The sequence below is a fragment of the Pinirhizobacter soli genome (assembly GCF_015905305.1).
GTDB lineage: Bacteria > Pseudomonadota > Gammaproteobacteria > Xanthomonadales > Rhodanobacteraceae > Pinirhizobacter > Pinirhizobacter soli.
This window is the reverse complement of record NZ_JADZLQ010000001.1, coordinates 1,085,848-1,099,669: the sequence shown is the minus strand read 5'-3', so window position 1 is coordinate 1,099,669 and position 13,822 is coordinate 1,085,848. Positions and strand designations below refer to the sequence as shown.

Sequence of the window (13,822 nt, the reverse complement as noted above, 5' to 3'; positions counted from 1 at the left end):
CTCAAGGCAGGTTCTTGGCCTGCTGCTCGGTCATGTCGTGGGACATGCCCGGCATCATGTTCGAGTTGAGGTGGAACATCACCCAGATGGATCCACTGAGCGTGATCACTACCAGGATCGCCGTAAACATCAGCGCCAGCATGTTCCAGCCGCCTTCGGAGTGGGCGTTCATATGCAGGAAGTAGATCATGTGCACCACGATCTGCATGGCCGCGAACACCAGGATCACCACCGCCAGCGTCTGTGCGTTGGGTATCACCTTGCCCATGACCAGCCAGAAGGGAACCGCCGTCAGGAACACGGCCAGGAAGAACCCCATCAGGTAGCCCTTCAGCGTGCTGTGCGGCGCACTGTCATCGTGGTGGTCGTGCGACTCGGCATGTGCGCTCATGGCAGCGCTCCCATCAGGTAAACGAAGGTGAAGACGCCGATCCACACCACATCCAGGAAGTGCCAGAACATCGACAGGCACAGGATGCGGCGCTTGTTGGCCGGCGTGAGGCCGAAGCGGCCCACCTGGAACAGCAGGGTGACCAGCCAGACGATGCCGAAGGTCACATGCAGGCCGTGGGTACCCACCAGGGTAAAGAACGACGACAGGAACGCGCTGCGTTGCGGGCCCGCGCCCTGGCCGATGAGCTCGGAGAATTCGTGCAGCTCGATGCCAAGGAACCCCAGGCCGAAGAGGCCCGTGATCACCAGCCACGCCATCATCGTGCCGCGGCGATCCTTCTGCATCTCAAGCACGGCGAAGCCGTAGGTGATCGACGAGAGCAGCAGCAAGGTGGTGTTGATCGCCACCAGCGGCAGGTCGAAGAGCTCGGCGCCCGTGGGACCGCCTGCGTAACTGCGTCCGAGCACCCCATAGGTGGCGAACAGGCAGGCGAAGATGAGGCAGTCGCTCATCAGGTAGATCCAGAACCCGAGCAACGTACCGTTGGCCGGGTGGTGGTCTTCCTTCATCCAGAACTCGACGTCCTGGTTTCCGGCGAGGGCCGCGGAAGGCGTGGCGTTCATGTCAGACATGGGCGGCAAGCGCCTCCGTGCGGGCGGTCTCTGTGCGGGCCACTTCGTCGGCGGGGATGTGGAAATCGCGCTTGTAGTTGAAGGTGTGACCGATCGCTGTCACCAGCAGGCCAAGGAAAGCCAGGCCCGCGATAAGGAACATGTGCCAGATCATGGCGAAGCCGACCACGAAGGCGAAGGCAGCGAGGTAGATACCGGCGCTCGTATTCTTCGGCATGTGGATGGGCAGGTAGCCCTCGGTGCGACGCCTCTGGTTGCGCTCTTTCATGTCCCACCAGGCATCGGCCTCGTGGATGATCGGGGTGAATGCAAAGTTGTAGGCCGGCGGCGGCGAGGAGGTGGACCACTCCAGCGTACGGCCATGCCAGGGATCGCCGGTGACGTCACGCAGCTCCTCGCGGCGCTTGTAGCTCACCCACAGCTGGACCAGGAACGAGCCGATGCCCAGCGCGATCAGCACCGCGCCGAAGGCGGCGATCTGGAACCAGATCTGCAGCGACGGATCTTCGAAGTGGTTCATGCGGCGGGTCACGCCCATGAAGCCCAGGATGTACAGCGGCATGAAGGCGAACCAGAAGCCCACCAGCCAGAACCAGAACGAGCACTTTCCCCAGAACGGATCGAGCTTGTAGCCGAAGGCCTTGGGGAACCAGTAGTTGATGCCGGCAAACAGGCCGAAGATCACGCCGCCGATGATGACGTTATGGAAGTGCGCCACCAGGAACAGGCTGTTGTGCAGCAGGAAGTCGGCCGGGGGGATCGCCAGCATCACGCCGGTCATGCCACCGATCACGAAGGTGAACATGAAACCCATGGTCCAGAGCATCGGCACTTCGAACTGGATGCGCCCGCGATACATGGTGAACAGCCAGTTGAACATCTTCGCGCCCGTGGGGATCGAGATGATCATGGTGGTGATGCCGAAGAACGAGTTGACGCTGGCGCCCGAACCCATGGTGAAGAAGTGGTGCAGCCACACCAGGTACGAAAGCACCGTGATCACCACGGTTGCATACACCATCGATGCGTAACCGAACAGGCGCTTGCGGCTGAAGGTGGAGACGACTTCCGAGAACACGCCGAACACCGGCAGCACCAGGATGTACACCTCCGGATGGCCCCAGATCCAGATCAGGTTCACGTACATCATGGGGTTGCCGCCCATGCCGTTGGTGAAGAAGTTGGTGCCCACGTAGCGGTCGAGCGAGAGCAATACCAGCACGGCGGTGAGCACCGGGAAGGCGGCCACGATCAGCACGTTGGTGCACAGCGAGGTCCAGGTGAAGATGGGCATCTTCATCATGGTCATGCCCGGTGCGCGCATCTTCACGATGGTGGCGATCAGGTTGATGCCCGACAGCGTGGTTCCCACGCCCGCCACCTGGAGCGACCAGATGTAGTAGTCCACCCCGACATCTGGACTGGCCTCCAGGCCTGCGAGCGGCGGATAGGCCAGCCAGCCTGTGCGGGCGAATTCGCCCACGAACAGAGACGCCATCACCAGCACGCCGCCGGCGACCGTCATCCAGAAGCTGAAGTTGTTTAGGAACGGGAAGGCGACGTCACGCGCGCCGATCTGCAGCGGCATGATGAAGTTCATCAGGCCAGTGACCAGGGGCATGGCCACGAAGAAGATCATGATCACGCCGTGGGCGGTGAAGATCTGGTCGTAGTGGTGCGGTGGCAGGAAGCCCGGATTGCCGTTGAAGGCCATGGCCTGCTGGGCGCGCATCATCAGCGCGTCGGCGAAGCCGCGCAGCAGCATGACCACGCCGAACACCATGTACATGATGCCGATCTTCTTGTGATCGATGCTGGTGAACCATTCCCTCCAGAGGTAGCCCCAGAGCTTGTATTTGGTGATCAGCCCAAGCAGGACGGCGCCAATGATGGCCACGCCGGCGAACGTGGCCAGCAGGATCGGCTCGTGGTACGGAATCGCCTCGAGGGTGAGGCGTCCGAAGATCAGTTTTTCTGCATCGGGCATGTTCATTACGGGACTCGCTAAGGCTTCAATCGAAAGAGGCTGCCGCTATTCGTGCGGGTGCCCGGCAGGTGCCATGCCAGCCATACCGTGATCATCGTGCTGCTCGTGTTTCACCATGTCGCTCATGCACATCTGGCCTGCCGCGACGCACTGGTTGAGGATGGCGTTGTAGAGGCCAGGATCCACCGTGCCGTAGTAGTGGACAGGTTCCTTTTCGCTGGGCTTTTCGAGCTTGATGTAGTCCGCGCGGGCAAGGTGGCCGCCATCGGCCTTCGCCTTGGCCACCCACGCATCGAAATCGGCATCGGACACGCTATGCAGCGTAAAGCGCATGTCGGAGAAGCCCGCGCCGCTGTAGTTGGCCGAGATGCCTTCGAAGTTGCCGGTTTTGTTCATGACGCCGTGGAGCTTGGTCTCCATGCCCGGCATGGCATAAATCATGCCGGCCATGGATGGCACGAAGAAGGCGTTCATCACGGTGGAGGCGGTGATATGGAATTCGATGGGGCGATCCACCGGGGCGGCCATCTCGTTGACCGTGGCGATGCCCTGTTCCGGATAGAAGAACAGCCATTTCCAGTCGAGCGCCACCACTTCAACCACCAAAGGTTTGGTATTGGGCGCCACGGAGCGGACGTTGTCGACCCGCTCTAGCGGCCGGTACGGATCGAGCTTGTGGGTGCTGGTCCAGGTGACCGCGCCCAAGGCGATGATGATCAGCAGCGGAGCCGCCCAGATCAGCAGTTCCAGCACCGTGGAGTGGTTCCACTCCGGGTCGTACTCGTGGTGCGCGGCTTTGTTCGATTCGCGGTATTTCCAGGCGAAAACGAAGGTCATCACGATCACCGGGATGATGATGATGAGCATCAGGACGACGGAAATGATGATCAGGTCGCGCTGCTGCCTGGCGACATCGCCGGCAGGGCTGAACAACACGGCATCGCAGCCTGACAAAAGCAGGGCAAGGGCGAGGACCGGCAAGCCGCGCAACGTCTTCATGAACATTCGCATGGTGGAGGAATTACCCTTGGGACCGGTAAAAGTTACGCCAAACCGTCGCCGGGGGCGATAGGACACTTTGTCCCATGGCGCTGACGCGTCTTCGGGTTCATCCTTGGCTATGCTTTAAACAACACCTCCCCCGACCGGGCGAACACGATGCCGAGCATTTCACAAGTTCATCACGGTGCCGAGAAAGCGGAAGAAGACGTCCGCCGCCAGCACCAGGGAAGCCATGCCGCCGTAGCCCCCGGCGAGATCGCCGTGGGGGTGGTCATCGGCCGGGCCTCAGAATATTTCGATTTCTTTACTTACGGCATTGCCTCGGTCCTGGTATTCCCGTCGGTGTTCTTCCCGTTCTTAAGCCGGGTAGACGGCGTCCTGCTGGCGTTTGCCATCTTCTCCTTCGCCTTCATCGCGCGCCCGATCGGCACCACCTTGTTCATGGCGATCCAGCGGCACTGGAGCCGCGGCACCAAGCTCACCGCCGCGCTGTTCCTGCTGGGCACCTCCACGGTCTGTATCGCCTTCCTGCCGGCGAACACCTCGAACGGCTACGGCGTCATCGTGATTCTCTCGGCCCTGCGCTTCCTGCAGGGCATCGCCCTGGGGGGCTCGTGGGATGGCCTGCCTTCGCTGCTTTCGCTCAATGCGCCGAAGGCCCGCCGCGGCTGGTATTCGATGCTTGGTCAGCTAGGCGCCCCCACTGGCTTCCTGATCGCCGCATCGCTGTTCCTGTTCTTGCACACGCAGCTGTCGAACGAAGATTTCCTTAGTTGGGGATGGCGTTACCCGTTCTTCGTCGCCTTCGCGATCAACGTGGTGGCCTTGTTCGCCCGCCTGCGCCTGGTGGTCACCGAGGAATACACGCACCTGATGGAAGAAGGCCAGCTCGAGCCGATCGGCACCCTGGAGATGCTCAATGCCCAGGGCTACAACCTCTTCATCGGCGCCTTCGCTGCGCTTGCCAGCTACGCCCTGTTTCACATCGTGACGATCTTCCCGCTGTCCTGGATCACCTTGAACCGTTCGCAGGCGATCAACGACGTCCTGATCGTGCAGATCATCGGTGCCTTTATTGCCATCGGCGCCACCGTAGCCTCGGGCGTCCTCGCCGACAGGTTCGGCCGCCGCAACATGCTCGGCGCCATGGCGGTATTGATCGGCCTCTTCGCCATCGCTTCGCCCTGGTTGCTCGGCGGCGGCAGGGCGGCGCAAGATGCCTTCCTGTTGATCGGCTTCGCGCTGCTGGGCCTGTCTTACGGTCAGGCGGCAGGCACGGTCACGGCGAATTTCGCCAAGCGCTTCCGTTATACCGGTGCGGCCCTGACGTCCGATTTCGCCTGGCTGATCGGTGCGGCATTTGCGCCACTGGTGGCGCTGAGCCTGTCGATGCGCTTCGGCTTAGGGGCCGTCAGCGTCTACCTGCTGTCGGGCGTGGCCTGCACCTTGCTGGCGTTGCGCATCAACCGGGCGCTGGAGACGGATCGTAACAAGGCCTGATTGCCGGGGGTGATCAACCTTGGATCGCCGTAAAACATCATTCCTCGCGAAGCTGCCAGGCCTTCTCTGCACAGTGCCGATGGCGGCGGCGCCACTATGGCCACTCCTGGCGCAGGCAGCGATGCCCACCCTGGCATCGACAAGTCCCATGGACGTTGTCAATTCCATACTGAGTTTCCGGCTTGCGCGCGGAGCTGTCACGATCGAGGAATTCGCTCTGGTCGAGCGCTGGATATCGCCAGGGCTGATGCAGGCCTGCAGTGAATATCGGCGGCGCCTTGATGGCCCGAATGCGGTGAACATAGGAGTGCCCAGCGTCCAGACCGATCCGGTGACAGGCGCGCAGGAGGCCTTAAGCGAGAGATTCCTGCTTGATGCGCCGCAGGACAAAGGCAGCACCCAGATCATCATCGCCCACTTGTTCCATCCTGACGGAACGCCGTACGGTTCCCGCCGCTTCGTCCTGGCAAATTTGCCAAGCTACGGATGGCGGATTACCAACATGGGTTTTTTGAGGACCCAATGTGAGCAAGGTCCTTAGCGAGGCTTACGTCGGCCGTACCCTCGGCTTCTGCCGCACATAAAGCTGCTTGCGCACTTTCGCTACCAGGTCGCCTTGTGCGGTGGTGATGTCCACTTCGAACCACCGCAACACCTTGGCCCCACTGGCGGCTTCGGCGCGTAGGGCTTCCACGGCCTGATCACTCATCACGAAGTGGGCGTAGACATCTTCCTTGCCCGGCGCGATGAATTCGATCTCGCCGGCCTTGTCCCACACGTAGTAGTCGTCACCCAGCCGATGCATGCCCATCAGCATGAAGAACGGATCGGCCATGGCGAAGAGGTTGCCGCCGAACTGCGTGCGCACGAAGTTCTTGTTCCAGGGACGAAGACGCAGGCGTACGCGGACTTCCGACCAGTCGTCGCTGATGTCGGTCACGGCGATGCTGTTGAAGAGGAAGGGCGGCCACAGGTTCATCAGCCGCCTGAAAGTGCCAGGTTTCATCAGAACAACAGGCTTGCCATCTTGCGGCGATAGCGGCCGACGAGTTCGGCATCGTTGAGCGTGGTGAAGGCAGCCAGCAGGCGCTTCTTCGCCGCGCCGTCGTTCCAGTCGCGCTGGGTCTTGAGCAGTTCCAGCCACTGGTCCATGCCGGCGGCGGGGTCGCCCTCGAGCAACAGGCGCACGCCCAACTGGTCGCGTGCCTCGGCATCGGCGGGATTGGCCTCGACGCGGGCGCGCAGTTCTGCGGCGGACGGCGCGCCCGCGGCGGCCTTGGCCAATTCCAGCTCACTGCGCAGCCGTACGGCGCGAGGGTCCACCGAAAGATTGGCGGGCAGGCCGTCCAGTTCCGCCGCGGCGGCATCGGTGCGGCCGGCGTGCATCAGGGCCACGGCCAGATCCAGCTTCAAGCTCGCAGTGTCCGGCTCGGCGGCGATGGCCTGCTGCAGGCGGTTGATGGCGCCTTCGGGCGTTTCGGCCTCGATTTCGGCGGCCGGCTCCGGGGTGTCGTCCTCGGCGGCATCCAGCGGCTGCAGGTGGCGGCTAAGGAATTCCCGCAGCTGGCCTTCGGGCAGGGCCCCGGCGAAGCCGTCGAGCACCTGGCCGTCCTTGACCAGCATCACCGTGGGGATGCTGCGGATGCCGAACATGGCGGCGATCTGCTGCTCGGCGTCTACGTCGACCTTGGCCAGGGCGAAGGCGCCGTTGTATTCGGCGGCGAGTTTATCCAGGAGCGGGCTGAGCGCCTTGCAGGGCTCGCACCAGCTGGCCCAGAAATCCACCAGGATGGGCGTGGTCAGCGACGCCTTGAGCACGGCGTCCTCGAAATTGGCCGTGGTGACGTCGAAGACGTAGGTATTTTCGCTGGCCTGGCTCACTGGGGAACTCCGGAAAAACGCTTGTGGAATGCCCGCATAGGTCGGGCAAGCAGGCAAGGATATCAAGTGGCTTGCCGTTCCGGGGAGCGTTCAGGCAACCTCCCGCACCCTTCGTCGCGCTATCTCCACGTTAATTTGCGACCATAGGCGGGAAAAGGAAAGGACACCCAAGGATATGCATGTGACACCCGGGCAACCGTTGATGGTCTGTGAGCACTGCGACGCGGTCTATCGGCGCCGTATCCTTGCGCGTCGCGAGGTGGCCCATTGCACGCGTTGCGGAGCGATCCTGGAGCGCCACCAGTGGCTGAGCCTGGATAAGCAATTCGCCCTGATCGTGGCCGCGGGCATCGTCTTCATCATCGCCAACGTCGAGCCGATCGTGCAGGTGAGCCTGGGCAGCAGCAATGCCACCACCACCCTGTGGGGCGCTGCCATCGCCATGTGGAACGATCAGTCGCAGGTGGTGGCGGTGCTGGCGGCGCTTACCCTGTTCTTCTTTCCGTTGACGCAGATACTGACTTTCGGCTGGCTGCTGGCCTTTGCCCGGCGCGGCGAGCGTGCGCCGGGATTCCGCCAGGCCATGGTGATGGTCCACTACGTGCGCCCCTGGAGCATGATCGAGGTGTTCATGCTAGGCACGCTGGTGGCGGTGGTGAAAGCCTCCAGCTACTTCAAGGTGGTGCCCGGCGCGGGTATCTGGTCGTTCGGCGTGCTCACCTTGCTGATCACCGTCTTCGCCAGCCACGATCCCCGCCAGCTATGGCACAAAACCGTGGGGAGCAACGAATGACGGGCGTGGTGACGGCCCGCGAGCGGGGCTTGGTGGGATGCCATGTCTGTGGCCTGGTCAGCCGCGCCAAACACGTGCCGCCGGGCGCCATGTGCCCGCGATGCCACGCGCCGCTGCACCGGCGCAAGACCAACTCGCTCACGCGCACCTGGGCGCTGTTGATCGCCGCCGCCTTGCTCTACCTGCCAGCCAACCTGTTACCGATCATGCGCACGGTGAGCTTGGGCAACGTCGACGACAACACCATTCTTTCCGGCGTGATCGAATTGTGGCGCAACGACTCGTGGGACCTGGCCATCATCGTCTTCGTGGCCAGCATCGTGGTGCCGATGATGAAATTCCTGGTGCTGGGCACGCTGCTGGTGTCGGTCCAAAGAAAAAGCCGCTGGGCGCTGAAGCAGCGGGCGCGCTTCTACCGGTTGGTGGAGCTGGTGGGCTACTGGTCCATGCTCGATGTCTTCGTGGTGGCGCTGTTGTCGGCGCTGGTGCATTTCCAGGTATTGAGCCGGGTGGAGCCTAAGCCCGGCGTGATCTACTTCGGCCTGGTCGTCGTGCTGACGATGCTGGCCTCGATGAGCTTCGACCCCCGCCTGATCTGGGATCGCAAGGAAACCGATGACTGAGCCTGAACAACCGCGCGACGAGCGCGACGACCTCCCCGAACCTGTGGTGCAAAAGCGCCGCGTGGGTATCTCGCTGATCTGGCTGGTGCCGCTGGTGGCGGCCATCGTCGGCGCCTCGCTGCTGGTGCACGGCTGGCTGGGGCAGGGGCCGAGCATCATCGTGACCTTCCAGACCGCCGAGGGACTGGAGGCCAACAAGACCCAGGTCAAATACAAGAACGTGGTGATCGGCAAGGTCACGCAGATCGCCCTGAACCGCGATCACAGCCAGGTGAAGGTGAAGATCGACCTGGAAAAGAACGCCGAGAGTTTCGCCACCAAGGACACCCGTTTCTGGGTGGTCAGGCCCCGCGTGGGCATCGGCGGCGTATCGGGTGTCGATACCTTGTTCTCCGGCGCCTTCATCGGTGCCGACACCGGAGACTCCACCGACGAACAGGATGAGTTCAAGGGCCTGGAAACGCCGCCCCCGGTGCTGCACGGCCAACCCGGCAGGCGCTTCACCCTGCACAGCGGCGACCTGGGTTCGCTGGACATCGGCTCACCGGTATATTTCCGCCGCGTGCAGGTGGGCCACGTGGTGTCCCATGCGCTCGATGAAAACGGCAAGGGCGTGAGCCTGCAGGTTTTCATCGATGGGCCCAACGACAGGTACGTGTCGAAGTCGTCCCGCTTCTGGAACGCCAGTGGCGTGGATGTATCACTCGGCGCCGATGGCCTGAAGCTCAACACGCAGTCCCTGGCCACGGTGCTGGCCGGCGGCGTGGCTTTCCAGTCGCCCAACGGTCCGCACGATGACACCCCTGCTGAAGAGAACACCGACTTCGACCTCTACAACGACCAGGCCTCGGCGATGGCGCCACCCGATGGCGAACCGCGTTATATCCGCATGCGCTTTGACCATTCCCTGCGAGGCTTGCGCGTGGATTCGCCGGTGGAGTTCCTCGGCATCAACGTGGGCAAGGTGGTGTCGCTGAATCTCGACTACGACATCCAGACACAGCGCTTCCCGGTGATCGTGGGCGCCGTGGTGTACCCCGAGCGCCTGGGCAAGGCCCATCAGAAACTGATGGCCGCGGCGATCGGCAGGGGCGATACCGACTGGTCGCAGATGGTCGGCCGCATGGTCGAGCACGGTCTGCGCGCGCAGGCGCGGACCGGTAACCTGCTCACCGGCCAGCTGTATATCGCCATCGACTTCGATCCGAAGGCCAAGCCTGTCGCATTCGATTCCGCGGCCAAGCCGCTGGAGTTGCCCACGACGTCCGGCGACTTCGACAAAATCCAGGAACAGATTGGCAGCATCGTCGACAAGATCCAGAAGATCCCCTTCGACACCATCGGCAAGAACCTGGATGAAAGCCTGAAGCAACTTTCCGGTACCTTGAAACAGGTGAATGAGAGCCTGGCGCCGGAGGCCACCAAGACCTTCAAGCAGGCACAGCAGACGCTTGGCGCGGCCAACAATGCCTTGTCGAACGACTCCCCGTTGCAGCAGAACCTTGGCCAGACCCTGCAGGAACTGCAGCGCACGGCCCGCTCGCTGCGGGTGCTTACCGATTACCTGTCCCGCCATCCGGAGTCGTTGATCCGCGGCAAGGGCAAGGACGCGGCGCCGGCGCAAGCTTCGCCTCCGCCGGCCGCCCCGGCCACTTCCACGAACCCGCCGCAAGGAGCCAAGCCATGATCCGCCGGTTGCCGTTGTTAGCCCTCGGGATGCTGGCCGGCTGCGCCTCGGCACCCACGCAGTACCACACGCTGGTGCCGCGGGCCGTGGCACCCACCACGCCGCCGGCGGGCTTCGTGGTGGAGGTACTTCCGGTGACGGTGCCGCCCCAGGTAGACCTGCCGCAACTGGTGCTGCGATCGGGTGCCTCCGACGTGCAGGTGCTGGAAAACCAGCGCTGGCTGGCGCCGCTGGGCGATGAGGTGCGCGGCGCGTTGTCCGCCGATATCACCTCTGCACTGAACACCCACGATATTTACGGCCTGTCAAAGCCCCCAGGCAGCACCGACATCCGCATCAAGGTCGACATCCGCCGCTTCGACTCCGAGCTTGGCGGCAGCGCCACGGTCGAAGCCAGCTGGACGCTGCGCAAGGTCGATGGCACGGAAGGTCCGGGCCTTGCCTGCGCCACGCGGGTGAGCGAGCCGGCGGGCAGCGACTACGCGGGCCTCGTGCAGGCACACCAGCAGGCCCTGGGCAGGCTCTCAGGTGCCATTGTCCAGGCTGCGCGCGCGCTGGCCTCCGGTTCGGCATCGGGCTGCCCCATGGTCGACGGGGGCTGAAAAGCGCCGCGGCCATGGCGAAGCGGGCCGGGCTTGGGCTAACCTGTCGCGTTAGCCCATTTCGCTTTACCGGTACGGATATCCATGCAGCACGACACTGACCAGGCGCCCCGCGAAGCCGCAAGCTACCACCCGGCCGCCGTGGAAGAAGGCGCGCAACGCTTCTGGAACGAGCAACGCGCCTACGAGGTGAAGGAAGATCCTTCCCGCGAGAAATATTATTGCCTTTCCATGCTGCCGTACCCGTCCGGTGCGCTGCACATGGGTCACGTGCGCAACTACACCATCTCCGACGTGATCAGCCGCTACCAGCGCATGCTGGGCAAGAACGTGCTGCAGCCGATGGGATGGGACGCCTTCGGCCTTCCGGCCGAAAACGCCGCCATCAAGAACAACACGGCCCCGGCGAAGTGGACGTACCAGAACATCGACCACATGCGCACGCAGTTCAAGCGCCTGGGGTTTGCCTACGACTGGACCCGCGAATTCGCTACCTGCGATCCGGACTACTACCGCTGGGAACAGTTGATGTTCACGCGGTTGATGAAGAAGGGCCTGGCCTATCGCCGCAATGCGGTGGTGAACTGGGATCCGGTCGACCACACGGTGCTGGCCAACGAGCAGGTGATCGACGGCCGCGGTTGGCGCTCAGGCGCGCTGGTGGAAAAGCGCGAGATCCCGCAATGGTTCCTGCGTATCACCGATTACGCGCAGCAGTTGCTCGATGGCCTGGATACCTTGCCCGGCTGGCCGGATGCGGTAAAGACCATGCAGCGCAATTGGATCGGCCGCAGCGAGGGCCTGGATATCCAGTTCACCGTGCCGGGCGAAAGCGACCCGCTCACCGTGTTTACCACCCGCCCGGATACGCTGATGGGCGCGACCTTCGTTTCCATCGCCGGCGAGCACCCGCTGGCGCAGAAGGCCGCGCAGTCGAACCCGGTGCTTGCGGCATTCCTTGCCAATTTGCGCCAGGGCGGCGTGTCCGAAGCCGAACTTGAAACGCAGGAAAAGCGCGGCATGGACACGGGCATCAAGGCCGTGCACCCAGTGTCGGGCGAAGACATACCCGTGTGGGTGGCCAACTTCGTGCTGATGGGCTATGGCACCGGCGCCGTGATGGCCGTGCCCGGCCACGACGAACGCGATTTCGAATTCGCCAACAAGTACGGCTTGCCGATCCGCCAGGTGATCGCGGTGGAAGGGGAAACCTTCGATCCGAAGCAATGGCGCGACTGGTATTCGGATAAAACCCGCAGCGACATGCGCGTGGTCAATTCCGGCGACCTGGACGGCAAGAGTTATCGCGAGGCCTTCGAATTCCTCGCAAGCAAGCTGGAGGCATCGCACCTGGGTTCACGCCGGGTGAACTGGCGCCTGCGCGACTGGGGCGTGAGCCGCCAGCGCTACTGGGGCTGCCCGATCCCGGTGATCCATTGCCCCTCGTGCGGCGATGTCCCCGTGCCCGAAGACCAGTTGCCCGTGGTGCTGCCCCAGGATGTCGCCTTCAGCGGCGTGGTGTCGCCGATCAAGGCCGACCCGGAATGGCGCAAGACCACATGCCCCACCTGCGGCGGCCCGGCCGAGCGCGAAACGGACACCTTCGATACCTTCATGGAGTCGAGCTGGTACGTGGCGCGCTACACCAGCCCCAAGGCCAACGCGATGGTGGATGAGCGCGTCAATTACTGGATGCCGGCCGATCAGTACGTCGGCGGCATCGAGCACGCGATCCTGCATCTTCTGTACTTCCGCTTCTATCACCGGCTCATGCGCGACGAGGGCATGGTCAACAGCGATGAGCCGGTGACCAACCTGCTGACCCAGGGCATGGTGGTGGCCGAAACCTTCTATCGCGACGAAGCCAACGGCGGCAAGCACTGGTACAACCCGGCCGACGTCGATGTACTGCGCGATGACCGTGGCCGCATCACCGGTGCGATCCTGCGCGAAGACGGCGCCCCGGTGCACATCGGCGGCATCGAGAAGATGTCCAAGTCGAAGAACAACGGCGTGGATCCCCAGTCGATGGTGGGCAAGTACGGTGCCGACACCGTGCGCCTGTTCTCAATGTTCGCCGCCCCGCCGGACCAGTCGCTGGAATGGAACGAGGCTGGCGTGGAAGGCATGAGCCGCTTCCTGCGCCGCCTGTGGCGCGAAGTGCAGGCGCATGCCGATGCCGGTGCCGCGCCCGTGCTGGACATTGCCTCGCTCGACGGCGCCCAGAAAACCATGCGCCGCCAGTTGCACGAGGCCATCGCCAAGGTCGGCGACGACGTCGGCCGCCGGCAATCCTTCAATACGGCCATCGCAGCGCTCATGGAACTGATGAACGCCCTGGGCAAGTTCGACGATGCCTCGCCGCAAGGCCGCGCCGTGCGCCAGGAAACGCTCACCGCCGTGGTGCTGCTGATCAACCCGTTCACCCCGCATGCCAGCCACGCCTTGTGGCAGCTGCTGGGTCATGCGGAAACCGTGCTGGAAGACCAGGCCTGGCCCGTGGCCGACCCGGCCGCCATGGTCCGGGACTCCCTGACCCTGGCCGTACAGGTCAATGGCAAGCTTCGCGGTACCATCGAGGTACCGGCGGCGGCTTCGAAGGAAGACGCCGAGGCCGCGGCGAAGGCCGATCCGGCCGTGGCCAAGCAGCTCGAGGGGCTCACCATCCGCAAGGTGATCGTGGTCCCGGGCAAGATCGTCAACATCGTCGCAGGATGAATT

General features: G+C 63.4%; 13 protein-coding genes. 7 read left to right on the top strand and 6 right to left on the bottom strand.

All coding sequences use genetic code 11. The annotated features are described in order from the left end of the window. Position 1: 1 nt before the first annotated feature. From cyoD to cyoA, 4 genes are all read right to left on the bottom strand, one after another. Entirely contained in the window at positions 2-391 is a 390-nt protein-coding gene (gene cyoD, locus NDK18_RS04555) for a cytochrome o ubiquinol oxidase subunit IV (RefSeq protein ID WP_250625500.1), read from the bottom strand. After that, positions 388-1,026, bottom strand: coding sequence for a cytochrome o ubiquinol oxidase subunit III (gene cyoC, locus NDK18_RS04550; RefSeq protein WP_425502732.1), 639 nt, complete (start codon positions 1,024-1,026; stop codon positions 388-390). Before cyoC ends, cyoD begins: the two co-directional genes overlap by 4 nt. Continuing rightward, on the bottom strand, positions 1,019-2,992 hold the full coding sequence (cyoB, locus tag NDK18_RS04545) for a cytochrome o ubiquinol oxidase subunit I (protein WP_250625905.1): 1,974 nt from the start codon (positions 2,990-2,992) through the stop codon (positions 1,019-1,021). Before cyoB ends, cyoC begins: the two co-directional genes overlap by 8 nt. A 66-nt stretch (positions 2,993-3,058) precedes the next feature. Then, on the bottom strand, positions 3,059-4,012 hold the full coding sequence (gene cyoA, locus NDK18_RS04540) for a ubiquinol oxidase subunit II (RefSeq protein WP_250627191.1): 954 nt from the start codon (positions 4,010-4,012) through the stop codon (positions 3,059-3,061). A 159-nt stretch (positions 4,013-4,171) separates the two neighbouring features. Here cyoA and NDK18_RS04535 point away from each other — a divergent pair, with 159 nt between their 5' ends. Both NDK18_RS04535 and NDK18_RS04530 read left to right on the top strand, forming a co-directional pair. Next, entirely contained in the window at positions 4,172-5,515 is a 1,344-nt protein-coding gene (locus NDK18_RS04535) for an MFS transporter (RefSeq protein WP_250625502.1), read from the top strand. 148 nt (positions 5,516-5,663) lie between these two features. Then, the gene (locus NDK18_RS04530; RefSeq protein WP_250627190.1) at positions 5,664-6,056 is read left to right on the top strand and encodes a hypothetical protein; all 393 of its coding nucleotides are present in this window, start codon (positions 5,664-5,666) and stop codon (positions 6,054-6,056) included. A 6-nt stretch (positions 6,057-6,062) separates the two neighbouring features. On the opposite strand, the gene NDK18_RS04525 is transcribed toward NDK18_RS04530, so the two are convergent. Together NDK18_RS04525 and trxA are read right to left on the bottom strand one after the other, a co-directional pair. Further along, entirely contained in the window at positions 6,063-6,521 is a 459-nt protein-coding gene (locus NDK18_RS04525; protein WP_250625504.1) for a DUF4442 domain-containing protein, read from the bottom strand. Continuing rightward, complete coding sequence (gene trxA, locus NDK18_RS04520) at positions 6,521-7,396, bottom strand: thioredoxin (protein WP_250627189.1); 876 nt, start codon at positions 7,394-7,396, stop codon at positions 6,521-6,523. The genes NDK18_RS04525 and trxA overlap by 1 nt, the downstream gene beginning before the upstream one ends. 175 nt (positions 7,397-7,571) lie before the next feature. Between trxA and NDK18_RS04515 the strand changes: the two genes are divergently transcribed. From NDK18_RS04515 to leuS, 5 genes are all read left to right on the top strand, one after another. Continuing rightward, on the top strand, positions 7,572-8,189 hold the full coding sequence (locus tag NDK18_RS04515) for a paraquat-inducible protein A (protein ID WP_250625506.1): 618 nt from the start codon (positions 7,572-7,574) through the stop codon (positions 8,187-8,189). Further along, positions 8,186-8,812, top strand: coding sequence for a paraquat-inducible protein A (locus NDK18_RS04510; RefSeq protein WP_250625507.1), 627 nt, complete (start codon positions 8,186-8,188; stop codon positions 8,810-8,812). The genes NDK18_RS04515 and NDK18_RS04510 overlap by 4 nt, the downstream gene beginning before the upstream one ends. Next, the gene (locus tag NDK18_RS04505; RefSeq protein ID WP_250627188.1) at positions 8,805-10,499 is read left to right on the top strand and encodes a PqiB family protein; all 1,695 of its coding nucleotides are present in this window, start codon (positions 8,805-8,807) and stop codon (positions 10,497-10,499) included. Before NDK18_RS04510 ends, NDK18_RS04505 begins: the two co-directional genes overlap by 8 nt. Continuing rightward, positions 10,496-11,101 carry a PqiC family protein gene (locus tag NDK18_RS04500; RefSeq protein WP_250625509.1) on the top strand — a complete coding sequence of 202 codons (606 nt, stop codon included), beginning with the start codon at positions 10,496-10,498 and terminating at the stop codon, positions 11,099-11,101. Before NDK18_RS04505 ends, NDK18_RS04500 begins: the two co-directional genes overlap by 4 nt. An 84-nt stretch (positions 11,102-11,185) precedes the next feature. Further along, positions 11,186-13,819 carry a leucine--tRNA ligase gene (gene leuS / locus NDK18_RS04495; protein WP_250625510.1) on the top strand — a complete coding sequence of 878 codons (2,634 nt, stop codon included), beginning with the start codon at positions 11,186-11,188 and terminating at the stop codon, positions 13,817-13,819. Positions 13,820-13,822 lie beyond the last annotated feature (3 nt).